Below are 13,785 nucleotides of genomic sequence, written 5' to 3'. Positions count from 1 at the left end.
CCTGTTATTTATGACAGTAGCAACCGCCCGCCCACTCATGAACACTCACCTCAGGTGATTGAATCGGCTCATGGGCCGAGGGCGCAGCAGCAATGCCGACTGTCAATCCAGCGCGGTTAAATCCATGGCCAATCAAGGCTCGCCGACTCATGGTTGGCACCGCAGTGGCGACGGTCTTCGGGTTGGCGGCAGAGGCCCTTCCAGCCGCCAGTGAAACTGTCAGCAATGATCGGGTCGACAACCTGCTCATGCGCATGACCCTTGAAGAAAAACTGGGCCAACTCTCCCAACTCGTCCGCTACAACCGGGCCGACTCCCGGGAGAACATAGAGGGTGAAGAAGGCTATGTGCCCCCGGAAACGGGCTCGGTCATCGGGTTCTACGGCGCTGATGCCACGCGACGACTGCAAGAAAAGGTCATGAAGGAATCGCGCCTGCATATTCCGCTGCTGTTTTCCTACGATGTAATGCATGGCTTTCGCACTGTTTTCCCCACGCCACTCGCCGAAGCCGCGAGCTGGGACGTCCAACTGGCGCAACGCACAACCCGAGCCACCGCCGTGGAAGCCACCGCCAGTGGCGTACGCTGGACCCTGGCCCCCATGGTCGATATTGCGCGGGACCCACGCTGGGGACGGGTAACCGAAGGTGCGGGCGAAGACCCCTTTCTCGCTTCGGCGCTGGCAGCGGCCCGCATCCGTGGCTTGCACGGAGCCGTTGGCAATGGCCCCGTTCCAACACACCCCCATGAACAGCGTTCGCAGATGATGCTCGCCACGGCCAAGCATTTTGTCGCCTATGGCGCTGCCGAGGGAGGGCGCGATTACAACACCGCCGATCTCTCGCAACGCACTCTGCACGAAACCTACCTGCCGCCCTTTCGGGCCGCCGTGGCATCCGGCGTCGATGCGATCATGCCGGGGCTCAACGAGATTGCCGGTACACCGATGCACGCCAGTCAATCGCTGCTCAAGGAGACGCTTCGGTGCCAATGGGGTTTCACCGGAATAGTCATCAGCGACTACGACGGCGTGGAGGAACTGATGGACCATGGCACTGCGGATCTGCCCGCGACGGCGGTCCAACAGGCCATGAACGCGACGGTGGACGTGGACCTGGCCAGTGGCATCTACTCCAGGAGCCTGCCGACGCTGGTCAAGAGCGGCCAGGTGTCCCAGCGCGCGTTGGACGATGCAGTGCGCCGGGTGCTTCTGGCCAAAGACAAACTGGGACTGTTCGATGACCCTTATCGCTACATCGACCCAGCCCGCGAACGAGCGCCTGCCAGCGTTGAGCATCGCGCACTGGCGCGCGAAGCCGCGCAGAAATCCATTGTGTTGCTGAAAAACGAAAATCAGCTATTACCCCTGAACAAAAATATTCGCCGGCTGGTGGTCGTGGGGGCGCTGGCTGATGATTCGACTGGCGCGTTGGGCCCCTACCCAGGTATTGCCCGCCTCGATGAGACGGTCAGCGTGCTTGAAGGAATCAAACGCGCAATTTCCCCCGCCAGCCAGCTGGTTTACGTCGCCGGGGCCTCCCCTCACAGCGATGAACGTTCGGGCATCGACAAGGCGATGATCGCCGCCCTGGGTGCGGACGTCGTGATCGCCGTGCTTGGCGAAAGTTCGTCCATGAGCGGCGAAGCGAACAGTCGCGCATTCCTTGGGCTGAACGCCGCTCAAGAAGCCCTCCTGGAACGTCTGGTTGAAACGCGCAAACCCCTGGTCGTCATTCTCATGAATGGCCGTCCTCTGACAGTCTCCCGCCTGGACGCGCAAGTCCCGGCCATCCTCGAGGCCTGGTTCCTGGGCTCGGAAATGGGCAACGGCGTGGCCGACATCCTGTTTGGCGACGTCAATCCAAGCGGCAAGCTGCCTATCACGTTTCCCCGGTCGGTGGGTCAGGTGCCCATTTACTACGGGCACAAAAGTACCGGGCGAGCCCCTCGGCAGCATTTGATTTATACCTCCAAGTACATCGATCATCCCTGGACGCCGCTTTATCCATTCGGCCATGGTTTGAGCTACACAACCTTCGCCTACGATCCACCGCAGCTCGATAAAACCGTGCTCTCGCCCGATGAGGCCCTGACGGTGGAAGTCACAATGCATAACACCGGCGAACGTGAGGGTGAGGAAGTTGTGCAGTTGTACTTGCGCGACGACGTGGCCAGCGTGACTCGCCCCGTGCGCAGCCTGCGCGGTTTCACGCGGGTCAGGCTCCTGCCTGGCGAAGCGGGCAAGGTTCGGTTCAGGTTGGATCAGGACGACTTTGCCCTGCTCAATCAGGACTTTGTACGAGTCGTGGAGCCCGGAACGTTCACGGTTTTTGTCGGAGGCAGTTCCACCACCCTTAACCAGGCAAGCTTCCAGGTCATCAGGGGCTCGCAGTTGCAGGGTCTGGGTTCAGCGATACCGCGCCTGCCCCTGCCGTTTCTGCCGATGAACAAAAGGCTCGCGTCTGGCGAGAACTGAGATCTTGCCTTGTTCACGGTTTACCGACGGGCGCAAAATGCAGGCTGCCCGTCCGAACCCAGGGAAACCGTATGAGCCTGTCACTCCTGAGCCGTTATGCCTTCTTCGCCGCGTGCGTGATCTTCACCCTCGCCAGCCTGCCCTTCCTCGAGCATGACTGGCTCTGGCCGTTCACCGCCGTGACGTTGGTGCTGAGCTTGATCGGCCTGTTCGACCTGCTGCAAAGCCCGCACGCGGTGCGGCGCAATTACCCGGTCCTGGGTAACATCCGTTATCTGGTAGAGGGCATTCGCCCGGAAATCCGCCAGTACCTGCTGGAGTCCGATAGCGATGCCCTGCCCTTCTCCCGAGCGCAACGCTCACTGGTGTACTCGCGCGCGAAAAATGAAACCGCCGACAAACCCTTCGGCACCCTGATCGATGTGTATCAATCCGGCTTCGAATTCATCGGCCACTCGATGCGCCCGGCGCCATTGAGCGACCCGAGCAGTTTTCGCGTTACGGTCGGTGGCCCGCAATGCACGCAGCCGTATTCCGCGTCGGTGTTCAACATCTCGGCCATGAGCTTCGGCTCGCTCAGCGCCAACGCCATTCGTGCGCTGAACCAGGGCGCCAAGCTGGGTAACTTCGCCCACGATACTGGCGAAGGCAGCATCAGCGCCTATCACCGGGAAAACGGCGGCGACCTGACCTGGGAGCTGGGCAGTGGTTATTTTGGTTGCCGAACGCCTGAGGGGCGCTTCGATCCGGAACGCTTCGCCGCCCAGGCGCAAACACCGCAAGTGCGGATGATCGAAATCAAGATGTCTCAAGGCGCCAAACCCGGCCACGGCGGGATTCTGCCCAAACACAAGGTCACCCGGGAAATCGCCGAGACCCGCGGCATCCTGATGGGCGAGGATTGCATCTCGCCCTCACGGCACAGCGCGTTTTCCACACCGATCGAACTGATGCAGTTCATCCAGCAACTGCGTGAACTGTCGGGCGGCAAACCGGTGGGCTTCAAGCTTTGCCTGGGCCACCCCTGGGAATTCATGGGCATCGCCAAGGCGATGCTGGAAACCGGCATCCTGCCGGACTTCATTGTCATTGACGGCAAGGAAGGCGGCACCGGCGCCGCGCCGGTGGAGTTCACCGATCACATCGGCGTGCCGATGCGCGAGGGCCTGCTGTTCGTGCACAACACCCTGGTGGGCCTGAACCTGCGGGACAAGATCAAGCTGGGCGCCAGCGGCAAGATCGTCAGCGCGTTCGACATCGCCAGCGTCCTGGCCATCGGTGCCGACTGGGCCAACTCGGCGCGTGGCTTCATGTTTGCCATCGGTTGCATCCAGTCGCAAAGCTGCCACACCAACAAATGCCCGACCGGTGTCGCCACCCAGGACACCCTGCGCCAGCGCGCCCTGGTCGTGCCGGACAAGGCTCAGCGCGTCTACAACTTCCACCGCAACACCCTCAAGGGTCTGGCGGAAATGCTCGCCGCCGCCGGCCTCGAACATCCATCGCAGTTGTCAGCCAAACACCTGGTGCGTCGCATGTCGGCCACCGAAATCAAGCTGTTCTCTCAGTTGCATGTGTTTTTGAAGCCGGGTGAATTGCTCACCGGGGAAGTCAACGGCGAGTTCTATTCGCGCATGTGGCAGATGGCACGCGCAGACAGTTTTGAGCCCAATGATGTCGTCGCGGCGTAAACATCGGAGAACAGCTTGGCCGGTCAAACACACGGGGAGGTTTGAGACATCCAGTAATACCGGGGATTTTGCAATTGTCAGCAAATAAGTCCACCCTGCGCGCCGCCGATGTGCGGCGCGCAACCTTTGATGCCGCCGGCCACTCCTTATCTCAATACCCGTTCCCGAGACCGCTGTCATGACGTCCGAACGCGATCACCGAATCGACTTTTTCCGAGGCCTGGCCCTGATCTTCATCTTCTGGGATCACGTGCCGCATAACCCGCTCGGTCAAATTACCCCACGCAACTTCGGTTTCAGCGATGCCGCCGAGATATTCGTGTTTCTCGCCGGTTATGCCGCCGTCCTGGCCTACGGGAAAATCCTCAAGCGCGATGGCTACCTGTTCGCCTGCCTGAAGATCCTGCGCCGCGCCTGGGTGCTCTATGTGGTGCATATTTTCTTGCTGGCGATGCTGATGGGCATCGTGTTTTTCGCCAACAGCCATGTGGAAACCCGCGACCTGGTGGAAGAAATGGGCATGCACCATTTCATCACCGACCCGCAACAGGCACTGACGGACGAACTGCTGCTGCGTTTCAAACCCAACCTGATGGACCCATTGCCGCTGTACATCGTGCTGCTGGCCGGTTTGCCGCTGGCGCTGCCACTGCTGGTACACAGGGCGTGGATGGCGGTGGCGATTTCGCTGACGGTGTATCTGCTGGCGCCGTGGTTCGGCTGGAATCTGGCGGCCATCAAGGACGGTGTCTGGTACTTCAACCCGGTGGTCTGGCAACTGCTGTTTGTCCTGGGCGGCGCCGCCGCGAGCCTTGGCCAGCGAGCACGCGTAGCCGATCACCGACCCTTGGTTCACCAGCCTTTGTTTGTCAGTGCCGCGTTGTATGTGGTCATCACCGGCGTGATCACCCTCTCCTGGCGCTGGCCGGACATTCACGACGCCGTGATGCCCGCGTGGTTGAGTGATGTGCTCTACCCGATCAGCAAGACCGACCTGTCGCCCGTGCGCCTGCTGCATTTCCTGGCGATGGCGTATGTCACGGCGAAGCTGCTGCCGGACACCGGCTGGACACAAAACTGGTGGGCGCAACAGTCCTGTCGCATGGGGCGTTACTCCCTGGAAATTTTCTGCCTCGGCGTACTGCTGGCACCACTGGCCGACATGATCAACGCCATGACCAACGATGCCTTCGCCATGCAGATCTTCACCGCACTGGTGGGCGCCGGGTTGATGGCGCTGCTGGCAGCGTGGCTGGAGTTCAACAAACAACTGAATCGAGCTCACGCCGTACCTGCCTGAACATCCCCCTGTAGGAGCGAGCATGCTCGCGATAGCGCAGTGTCAGTCGACATCAATGGCGCTTGATTCACCGCTATCGCGAGCAAGCCCGCTCCCACATGGGTAACCGCATACCTATTGAATCAATCGCGCAAATCCGACTCATGAATCGGCTGATCACGGTGGGTCGCGCGCTGGTACTGCGCTGGCCAAGTGGCCTTGCGCCCACCCAGATCGTCATCGGCGTGCAACGGCCAGTACGGATCACGCAGCAGCTCCCGGGCGAGGAAGATGATGTCGGCCTGGCAGGTACGCAGGATGTGCTCGGCCTGCGCCGGTTCAGTGATCATGCCCACTGTGCCGGTGGCCATGCCGGACTCCTTGCGCACGCGCTCGGCAAAACGGGTCTGGTAACCGGGGCCGGTGGGAATCTCGGCGTTGGCCGCCGTCCCCCCGGAGGACACGTCGATCAGGTCCACACCCAGGTCCTTCAGGCGTCGCGCCAACTCGACAGTTTCATCCGGGTTCCAACCGTCCTCCACCCAATCGGTGGCCGATACCCGTACAAACACCGGCAACTCTTCAGGCCACACCGCGCGCACCGCTTCGGTGACCTGCAATACCAGGCGGATGCGATTTTCGAACGAACCGCCATATTGGTCGCGCCGCTGATTGCTCAGCGGTGACAGAAACTGATGCAGCAGATAGCCGTGGGCGGCGTGAACTTCCACCACTTTGAATCCGGCGGTCAGCGCGCGCTTGGCCGAAGCCACGAATGCCTGGATCACCTCGGCGATCTCGCCTTCATCCAGCTGCTTGGGTTGGGTGTGTTGCGGGTCGAAGGCGATCGGCGAAGGGCCGACAGGTGTCCAGCCACCGTCTTCGGGTTTGACGCTTCCGTGTTTACCAATCCACGGCCGGTGGGTGCTGGCCTTGCGCCCGGCGTGGGCCAGTTGAATGCCCGCCACAGCCCCCTGGGCGGCGATGAAACGCGTGATGCGTTGCAAGGGTTCGATCTGTTGGTCATCCCACAAACCGAGGTCCTGCGCGGTGATACGTCCATCGGCCGTGATGGCCGTGGCTTCGGTAAAAATCAGCCCGGCGCCTCCGATGGCGCGGCTGCCAAGGTGCACCAGGTGCCAGTCATTGGCCAGGCCATCGACGCTGGAATACTGGCACATGGGCGACACCGCAATGCGGTTGGGCAGGGTCAGTTGGCGAAGGGTATAGGGTTCAAGCAGCAGACTCATGGGGCACCTCTCAATCAGTGGTCAGGCTCCAGGGTTCTGTTTGACAAGTCGACGAGTGACATGAACAAGGTGCAACACCCGCCCCCGCGGGCAAAAGATTCGACAAGACGTCACAAGGCCAATCAAGCAGTGCTTAGAGCCTAGTCGACATCAGAGAGGATTGCGGGGTTCCTGCCGGTTTGGCCTCTCCCTTTCCCTGTAGGAGCGAGCATGCTCGCGATGGTAGTCCAGACACTGCGGGCTGTCTGGATGCCAGCGGTGTCTGGGCTAACATCGCGAGCGTGCTCGCTCCTACAGAAGAAAGGCTGTGGGCTAACGTGGTTCGATGTGCGCAATCATCAACTGCACGGTTTCCACGCCACGAAACTCGTTGAGGTCCAGCTTGTAGGCCAGTTCAACCCATTTGATCGTCGGGTTCGGCCAGATGTCGCGGTCGATGCCGAAGGCGATGCCGTCCAGTTTCACCGAACCGCATTCGCTTTTCAGCACCACCTTGAGGTGCCGCTCGCCGACGACGCGCTGCTCCACCAACTGAAACACCCCGTGAAACACCGGCTCCGGGAAGTGCTGGCCCCATGGGCCGGCGTGGCGAAGGGCCCGGGCCAATTCGAGGTGAAACTCCTCGACCGCGAGGGTGCCGTCTGACAACAGGCGCCCGGTCAGGTCTTCTTCACGCAGTTGCCGACGCACTTCGGCATCGAAGGCCTGTGCGAACAAGGGGTAATTCGCTTCCGGCAGCGTCAGGCCCGCCGCCATGGCGTGACCGCCGTACTTGCTGATCAGGTTGGGATGCTGCGCCGCGACCACACTCAAGGCGTCACGGATGTGAAAGCCCTGGACCGAACGCCCCGAGCCCTTGAGCAGGCCATCGCCGGCATCGGCAAAGGCGATGGTCGGGCGGAAATAACGCTCTTTCATCCGCGATGCCAGAATGCCGATAACTCCCTGGTGCCACTCGGGGTCGAACAGGCAGAGGCCGAAGGGCATCGATTCCATCGGCAGGTCCTTGAGCTGGGCCATCGCCTCGCGCTGCATGCCCTGTTCGATGGATTTGCGGTCCTGGTTCATGCCGTCGAGCTGGAGGGCCATTTCCCGGGCCAGGTCGGTGCTGTCGGTGAGCAGGCACTCGATGCCCAGGCTCATGTCGTCCAGGCGCCCCGCCGCATTCAGACGCGGGCCCACGATAAAGCCCAGGTCCGTGGACGTGATGCGTGTGTGATCACGCTTGGCCACCTCAAGGATCGCCTTGATGCCTGGCCGCGCACGCCCGGCGCGAATCCGCTCGAGGCCCTGGTGCACCAGAATCCGGTTGTTGGCGTCCAGCGGAACCACGTCGGCAACGCTGCCCAGCGCCACAAGATCAAGCAACTCACCGATGTTCGGCTGTGGTTTGTTGTCGTACCAACCGAGGCTGCGCAAGCGCGCACGCAGGGCCATCAGCACATAGAAAATCACCCCGACGCCGGCCAGTGCCTTGCTCGCAAAGCTGCACCCTGGCTGGTTCGGGTTGACGATCGCATCGGCGAGCGGCAGCTCATCGCCCGGCAAGTGGTGATCGGTGACCAGTACCTTGAGACCCGCCTTCTTCGCCGCCGCCACGCCTTCGACGCTGGAGATGCCGTTGTCCACCGTGATCAGCAGCTGTGGCGAGCGGGTCAGTGCCACGTCGACGATTTCCGGGGTCAGGCCGTAGCCGTACTCGAAGCGATTCGGCACCAAGTAGTCGACATGTGCCGCACCCAGCAGGCGCAAGCCCAGCGTGCCCACGGTGCTGGCGGTGGCGCCGTCCGCGTCGAAGTCACCGACGATCAGAATCCGCTGGCGCTGCTCAAGCGCCGTCACCAACAAATCCACGGCCGCGTCGATCCCCTTGAGCTGCGCAAACGGAATCAACCGCGCCAGGCTCTTGTCCAGTTCAGCCTCGCTCTGCACGCCCCTCGCCGCGTACAGGCGCGTCAGCAATGGCGGCAGATCGCCGAGGAATGGCAGGGTTTCAGGCAACAGGCGAGGTTCGATGCGCATGGGGTAACGGGTGCTTCTCTTGAATACGGAGGATAAAACCGGTCGATACGCTGAAAAATCAGCCGCGTTCGCCACTCAGCCACTGCAATTGGACTTCGTGCTGGCCGCGGTCGTCGGTCACGAAAACCGTGCCGTCACTGATCATCACGTCCCACTTGATGACGCGCGGCATGTCCTGGGCCAGGGTTTCCAGCACGTCCTGGGGTACCGCAGCGATGTGCACGTTTTTCAGGTTCTTGATCGCCGGAATCACCTTGCCCTCCCAGACCCGCAGGCTACCGTAGGCCAGCAGGCTGGTACGTTCGGTACGGCGCGAGCACCAGGTCAGGCGATCGACGTCCGGCTGGCCGACTTCGATCCAGTGCAGGACGCGGTCGTCCAGGCTCTTTTCCCACAGGGCGGGCTCATCAACGTCAGACAGACCACGGCCAAACGACAGTTGCTCGTTGTACCAAAGGGCGTAGGCCAGCAGGCGAACAGCCATGCGCTCTTCGGTTTCCGACGGGTGACGGGCGATGGTCTGCTTTACCGACTCGTAGATGTTGCGGTCGAGGTCGGTAAGGTTCAGTTCAAACTTGTAGGTCGTGGACGGCTGGGCCATGAACGGGCTTCTTGATACGTGGAAAGGCGGCAAGTTTAACCGATGCGACGAGCAATCAACCAATTGCTGATCATCAACCTTGCGCGCCGGACGGCTGGCTGTGCTAAAACGCTCTTTCAGCCAGCCTAGCCCTACAGGATCTTGCATGTCGTTCTCTACCCAACCGCTCTCCGGCTTGAAAGTCATCGAACTGGGGACATTGATCGCCGGGCCGTTTGCCTCGCGCATCTGCGGCGAGTTTGGTGCTGAAGTGATCAAGATCGAATCCCCCGATGGCGGCGATCCGTTGCGCAAATGGCGCAAACTGTATGAAGGCACTTCGCTCTGGTGGTTCGTCCAGGCGCGTAACAAGAAGTCCGTGACCCTGAACCTCAAACACCCGGACGGCCTGGCGATCCTGAAAAAACTGCTGGGTGAAGCGGACATCCTGATCGAAAACTTTCGGCCCGGGGTCCTGGAAAAACTCGGCCTGGGTTGGGAGGTTTTGCACGCGCTGAACCCGAAACTGGTCATGGTGCGCCTGTCGGGTTTCGGCCAGACCGGCCCGATGAAGGATCAACCGGGTTTCGGCGCCGTCGGTGAATCCATGGGTGGACTGCGCTACATCACCGGTTTCGACGACCGACCACCGGTGCGCACCGGGATCTCCATCGGCGACTCGATTGCCGCGCTGTGGGGCGTGATCGGCGCGTTGATGGCCCTGCGTCATCGCGAGGTCAACGGCGGCCAGGGCCAGGTCGTGGACGTGGCCCTGTACGAAGCCATCTTTGCCATGATGGAAAGCATGGTCCCGGAATTCGACGTGTTTGGCTTTATCCGCGAGCGTACCGGCAACATCATGCCCGGCATCACGCCTTCGTCGATCCACACGAGCGCCGACGGCAAACACGTGCAGATCGGTGCCAACGGCGATGCGATCTTCAAGCGTTTCATGCTGATCATCGGCCGCGAGGATCTGGCCAATGATCCGACACTGGCCAGCAACGACGGACGCGACAGCCGCCGGGACGAGCTGTACGGGGTGATCGATCGCTGGGTCAACTCGCTGCCGCTCCAGACGGTCATGGAGCGGTTGAATCAGGCCGAAGTTCCTGCCAGCCGGATCTTCAGCGCCGAGGACATGTTCAAGGATCCGCAGTACCTGGCGCGGGAGATGTTCCTCCAGGCGAAACTGCCTGATGGCAAAGATTTCAAGATGCCGGGAATCGTGCCGAAACTCTCTGATACACCTGGCACTTCGCAATGGGTCGGGCCGCAGTTGGGCGAACACAACGTGCAGGTACTCAACGATCTTGGCTACGACAAGGAACAGATCGAACAACTGCGTAAAGACGGGGCTATCTAGGCTGAGGCGTCCGCTTGCCCTTTTCACCCCGCACGCCGTTACGCGCGGGGTAAAAGTCGTATGCGCCTGGACAGTGGTGTTCCTGCTCGCGAGCCCGGTTGCGTCGACCATGGCCCAACCCAGGGAAACCATGATCTGGCTGTTGCGCGACCTGCCGCCGCTGATGATTTTCGAAGGCCCCAAAAAGGGCCAGGGCGTCATCGATCAACTGTTGCCCCTTTTGACCACTGACATGCCGCAGTACCGGCATGTATTGATGCGGGTCAATCGCGCCCGTGCCTTGCAAATGCTCCACGAACCGTCCCTGACGTGCGATGCGGCCCTTAACTGGAGCAAGGAGCGCGAGCGCTGGATTGCGTTTTCCCTCCCGGTGTTTCGCGCCATGAGCAACGGCCTGGCGGTACGCCGGGTTGACCATGAAATCATTGCGCCGTACATCCAGAACGGCGAGGTCGATCTGGCGGCGTTGTTGAGCAGTAGCGGCGAACAACTGGGCGTCATTGGCGAACGTAACTACGGCGTGTTTCTCGATGCCCTGCTCAAACAGGCACCCGCCCGATCACTCACCGCACACTACGGCAACGATGCCTTGGGCAGCCTTCTGCAAATGCAGCGCCTGGGCCGCTTGCGCTTCCTGTTGGGCTACCGCCCGGAAATCCGCTATCAGGCCGAGCAACAGGGAATCAGCGAGGACGAATTGCAGTTCTACCCGATTCTCGGCGCCGAGAAGTACCTGTCGGGCTACATTGGCTGCACCGACACGCCGAAAGGTCGGCAGGCCATCGTCGAGATCAACCAGTTATTGCGCAAACTGCCTCACAAGACGGTCACCGACGCCTACGCTGCCTGGCTGGACCCGGAAAGTCGCGGCACTTACCTGGAGGAGTCCAGGCGATACTTCGAAGAACAAGGCCGGCCGTGACAAATCGCAGGCAAAAGAAACCCCGAGAAGTGGGGAGACGACTCGGGGTTAAACGTGGTCTGTATCAAGACCAGTAGCAGCAAGCGCCAAGCACCGGAGCACAATGCTTGATCCTGCTGCTACATGCTCTGACTGACCCTGGGCCGGGAAGGTTCCCGTGAAATAAAATTCACTTACAGGTGGGCCGCCAGCTTGCCCTGCGCGGCATTGCGCAAGGCCGCAATCACGCAGGGTTCCAGGCGCCCTTCGGCAATCATCAGGTCACGGTGCAAGCCGTCGACCACATCGGTGAGAAGACGCTTGTCGGTCAATTGGGCCTGATTGAATTCCCGTTCAACCACGATGGCGCCGCTCGTGCCCTTCAATGTCACCAGGCATTCGCCATGGGCACCGGACGGGGTCAACGTCACTTGATACGGGCTCAGCGCCTCACCGAGCAATAGGCAGATACTTTCCATCTCGATCACCACTCAATAGTCCGAAAACGAAGTGCCAGGGGCGTGTCTAAAGTTAATGACCGCCGGCACGAGAAGAAAGTTCGGGATGCAGAGCGCGGGGGCGTCTCTGGTCTATGGAGGATGCATGGCGAAGATGACAGGGAAAAAACAGCGGGGGGGCGTTGGTCGGGAGAATCGCGGCGCTGCACCCTCCCTGTAGGAGCGAGCATGCTCGCGATGAACGTCAACGATAACGCGGGGCGTCAGGGTCCCCGCGTCGTCCTTGCCTTCATCGCGAGCGTGCTCGCTCCTACAGGGACGGGGTTGTGTTACAGAGGCTTGCCGCGATTACCGTGTTGGCTGACGAAGTTCTGTACAGCCTTCAGGTCGTTCGGCAGCACCGTGCAACGCTCATCGCGCTCGAACAGGTCGGTCAGGTGCGCCGGCAGTGCCAAAGCCTTGCCAACGCCGGCCTTCTCCACTGCATCGGGGAATTTGACCGGGTGGGCGGTGCCCAGGATCACCATCGGGATGTCCAGGCTGCGGCGGCATTCGCGGGCTGCCCTGACACCGATGGCGGTGTGCGGGTCCAGCACTTCGCCGGTCTGCTCGAACACCTGCGCAATGGTTTCGCAGGTTTGTGCGTCATCCACGGCCAGCGAGTCGAACAGCTTGCGGGCTTCGGTCCAGCGCTCTTGCTCGACGGAGAAACCACCGCCCTGCTTGAAACTGTCCATCAAACCGGCAATGGCCGCGCCATTGCGACCGTGCAGGTCGAACAGCAGGCGTTCGAAGTTCGACGACACCATGATGTCCATCGACGGCGACAGCGTGGCGTGCAGGGTTTCCTTGACGTACTGGTTGCCGCTCATGAAGCGGTGCAGGATGTCGTTGCGGTTGGTGGCGACGATCAACTGGTTGATCGGCAGGCCCATGTTGCGGGCCAGGTAACCGGCGAAGATGTCACCGAAGTTGCCGGTCGGCACCGAGAACGACACTGAACGCGCCGGGCCACCCAACTGCAGGGAGGCGTGGAAGTAGTAGACGATCTGGGCCATGATCCGCGCCCAGTTGATCGAGTTTACAGCCACCAGGCGAGTGCCCTTGAGGAAACTCTGGTCTGCGAAGCTGGCCTTGACCATTTCCTGGCAGTCGTCGAAGTTGCCTTCGATGGCGATGTTGTGGATGTTCTCGCCGAAAATCGTGGTCATCTGCCGACGTTGCACTTCCGATACGCGGTTGTGCGGATGCAGGATGAAGATGTCCACGTTTTCGCAGTGCTTGCAGCCTTCGATGGCGGCCGAACCGGTGTCGCCGGATGTCGCACCCACGATTACCACGCGCTCACCGCGCTTTTCCAGCACGTAGTCAAGCAGGCGGCCAAGCAGTTGCAGGGCGAAGTCCTTGAACGCCAGGGTCGGGCCGTGGAACAGCTCAAGCACCCACTCGTTGCCGTTCAACTGACGAAGCGGCGCAACGGCGTTGTGGGCGAAGACGCCGTAGGTTTCTTCGAGGATTTTCTTGAAATCGGCGTCCGGGATGCTGCCGGTGACAAACGGGCGCATGATCCGGAAGGCCAGCTCGTGATAAGGCAGGCCGGCCCAGGAAGCGATTTCCTCCTGGGTGAAACGTGGCAGGTTTTCCGGGACGTACAGACCGCCGTCGGTGGCCAGGCCAGCCAGCAGGACGTCTTCGAAATTCAGGGCCGGTGCCTGGCCGCGGGTACTGATGTAGCGCATGGGGGCAAACCTTTGGTTTGAG

The 13,785-nt window shown here is 61.2% G+C and carries 10 protein-coding genes; 5 read left to right on the top strand and 5 right to left on the bottom strand.

Annotation, left to right across the window (positions count from 1 at the left end; all coding sequences use genetic code 11):
• Positions 1-149 precede the first annotated feature (149 nt).
• The 3 genes from bglX (at position 150) to AB4N64_RS01170 (ending at position 5,468) form a co-directional block, all read left to right on the top strand.
• Entirely contained in the window at positions 150-2,477 is a 2,328-nt protein-coding gene (gene bglX / locus AB4N64_RS01180; protein WP_460121261.1) for a beta-glucosidase BglX, read from the top strand.
• Positions 2,478-2,548: 71 nt separating this feature from the next.
• Positions 2,549-4,168: an FMN-binding glutamate synthase family protein gene (locus AB4N64_RS01175; RefSeq protein WP_460121259.1), complete on the top strand. Its 1,620-nt coding sequence runs from the start codon at positions 2,549-2,551 to the stop codon at positions 4,166-4,168.
• Between the two features lie 178 nt (positions 4,169-4,346).
• A complete protein-coding gene (locus AB4N64_RS01170) occupies positions 4,347-5,468 on the top strand; it encodes an OpgC family protein (RefSeq protein ID WP_460121257.1) in 1,122 nt (373 codons plus the stop codon).
• 122 nt (positions 5,469-5,590) lie between these two features.
• Here AB4N64_RS01170 and AB4N64_RS01165 read toward each other — a convergent pair whose 3' ends face one another.
• The 3 genes from AB4N64_RS01165 to AB4N64_RS01155 all read right to left on the bottom strand — a co-directional run bounded on the left by AB4N64_RS01165 (position 5,591) and on the right by AB4N64_RS01155 (position 9,320).
• Positions 5,591-6,697 (bottom strand): NADH:flavin oxidoreductase/NADH oxidase, encoded by a 1,107-nt coding sequence (locus AB4N64_RS01165; protein WP_460121255.1) that lies wholly within the window; start codon positions 6,695-6,697, stop codon positions 5,591-5,593.
• Between the two features lie 312 nt (positions 6,698-7,009).
• Positions 7,010-8,719 (bottom strand): single-stranded-DNA-specific exonuclease RecJ, encoded by a 1,710-nt coding sequence (gene recJ / locus AB4N64_RS01160; protein WP_460121253.1) that lies wholly within the window; start codon positions 8,717-8,719, stop codon positions 7,010-7,012.
• Between the two features lie 58 nt (positions 8,720-8,777).
• On the bottom strand, positions 8,778-9,320 hold the full coding sequence (locus AB4N64_RS01155) for a YaeQ family protein (protein ID WP_460121251.1): 543 nt from the start codon (positions 9,318-9,320) through the stop codon (positions 8,778-8,780).
• A gap of 145 nt (positions 9,321-9,465) precedes the next feature.
• Between AB4N64_RS01155 and AB4N64_RS01150 the strand changes: the two genes are divergently transcribed.
• Positions 9,466-10,665, top strand: a complete 1,200-nt coding sequence (locus tag AB4N64_RS01150) for a CaiB/BaiF CoA transferase family protein (protein WP_460121249.1) — start codon at positions 9,466-9,468, stop codon at positions 10,663-10,665.
• Between the two features lie 73 nt (positions 10,666-10,738).
• Positions 10,739-11,587: a TIGR02285 family protein gene (locus AB4N64_RS01145; protein WP_460121247.1), complete on the top strand. Its 849-nt coding sequence runs from the start codon at positions 10,739-10,741 to the stop codon at positions 11,585-11,587.
• Positions 11,588-11,760: 173 nt separating this feature from the next.
• Here AB4N64_RS01145 and AB4N64_RS01140 read toward each other — a convergent pair whose 3' ends face one another.
• The gene (locus AB4N64_RS01140) at positions 11,761-12,045 is read right to left on the bottom strand and encodes a DUF3509 domain-containing protein (protein WP_460121246.1); all 285 of its coding nucleotides are present in this window, start codon (positions 12,043-12,045) and stop codon (positions 11,761-11,763) included.
• 308 nt (positions 12,046-12,353) lie between these two features.
• The gene (gene thrC, locus AB4N64_RS01135) at positions 12,354-13,763 is read right to left on the bottom strand and encodes a threonine synthase (RefSeq protein WP_460121244.1); all 1,410 of its coding nucleotides are present in this window, start codon (positions 13,761-13,763) and stop codon (positions 12,354-12,356) included.
• Between the last annotated feature and the right edge of the window lie 22 nt (positions 13,764-13,785).

The organism is Pseudomonas sp. S2_C03 (assembly GCF_054668405.1).
Note: the sequence above shows the minus strand (reverse complement) of the source record. Positions and strands in the feature narration are given on the sequence as shown.

Coding starts and splice junctions, on each gene's coding strand:
- bglX (WP_460121261.1), top strand. CDS start 150: ATGGTTGGCACCGCAGTGGCGACGGTCTTCGGGTTGGCGGCAGAGGCC.
- AB4N64_RS01175 (WP_460121259.1), top strand. CDS start 2,549: ATGAGCCTGTCACTCCTGAGCCGTTATGCCTTCTTCGCCGCGTGCGTG.
- AB4N64_RS01170 (WP_460121257.1), top strand. CDS start 4,347: ATGACGTCCGAACGCGATCACCGAATCGACTTTTTCCGAGGCCTGGCC.
- AB4N64_RS01165 (WP_460121255.1), bottom strand. CDS start 6,697: ATGAGTCTGCTGCTTGAACCCTATACCCTTCGCCAACTGACCCTGCCC.
- recJ (WP_460121253.1), bottom strand. CDS start 8,719: ATGCGCATCGAACCTCGCCTGTTGCCTGAAACCCTGCCATTCCTCGGC.
- AB4N64_RS01155 (WP_460121251.1), bottom strand. CDS start 9,320: ATGGCCCAGCCGTCCACGACCTACAAGTTTGAACTGAACCTTACCGAC.
- AB4N64_RS01150 (WP_460121249.1), top strand. CDS start 9,466: ATGTCGTTCTCTACCCAACCGCTCTCCGGCTTGAAAGTCATCGAACTG.
- AB4N64_RS01140 (WP_460121246.1), bottom strand. CDS start 12,045: ATGGAAAGTATCTGCCTATTGCTCGGTGAGGCGCTGAGCCCGTATCAA.
- thrC (WP_460121244.1), bottom strand. CDS start 13,763: ATGCGCTACATCAGTACCCGCGGCCAGGCACCGGCCCTGAATTTCGAA.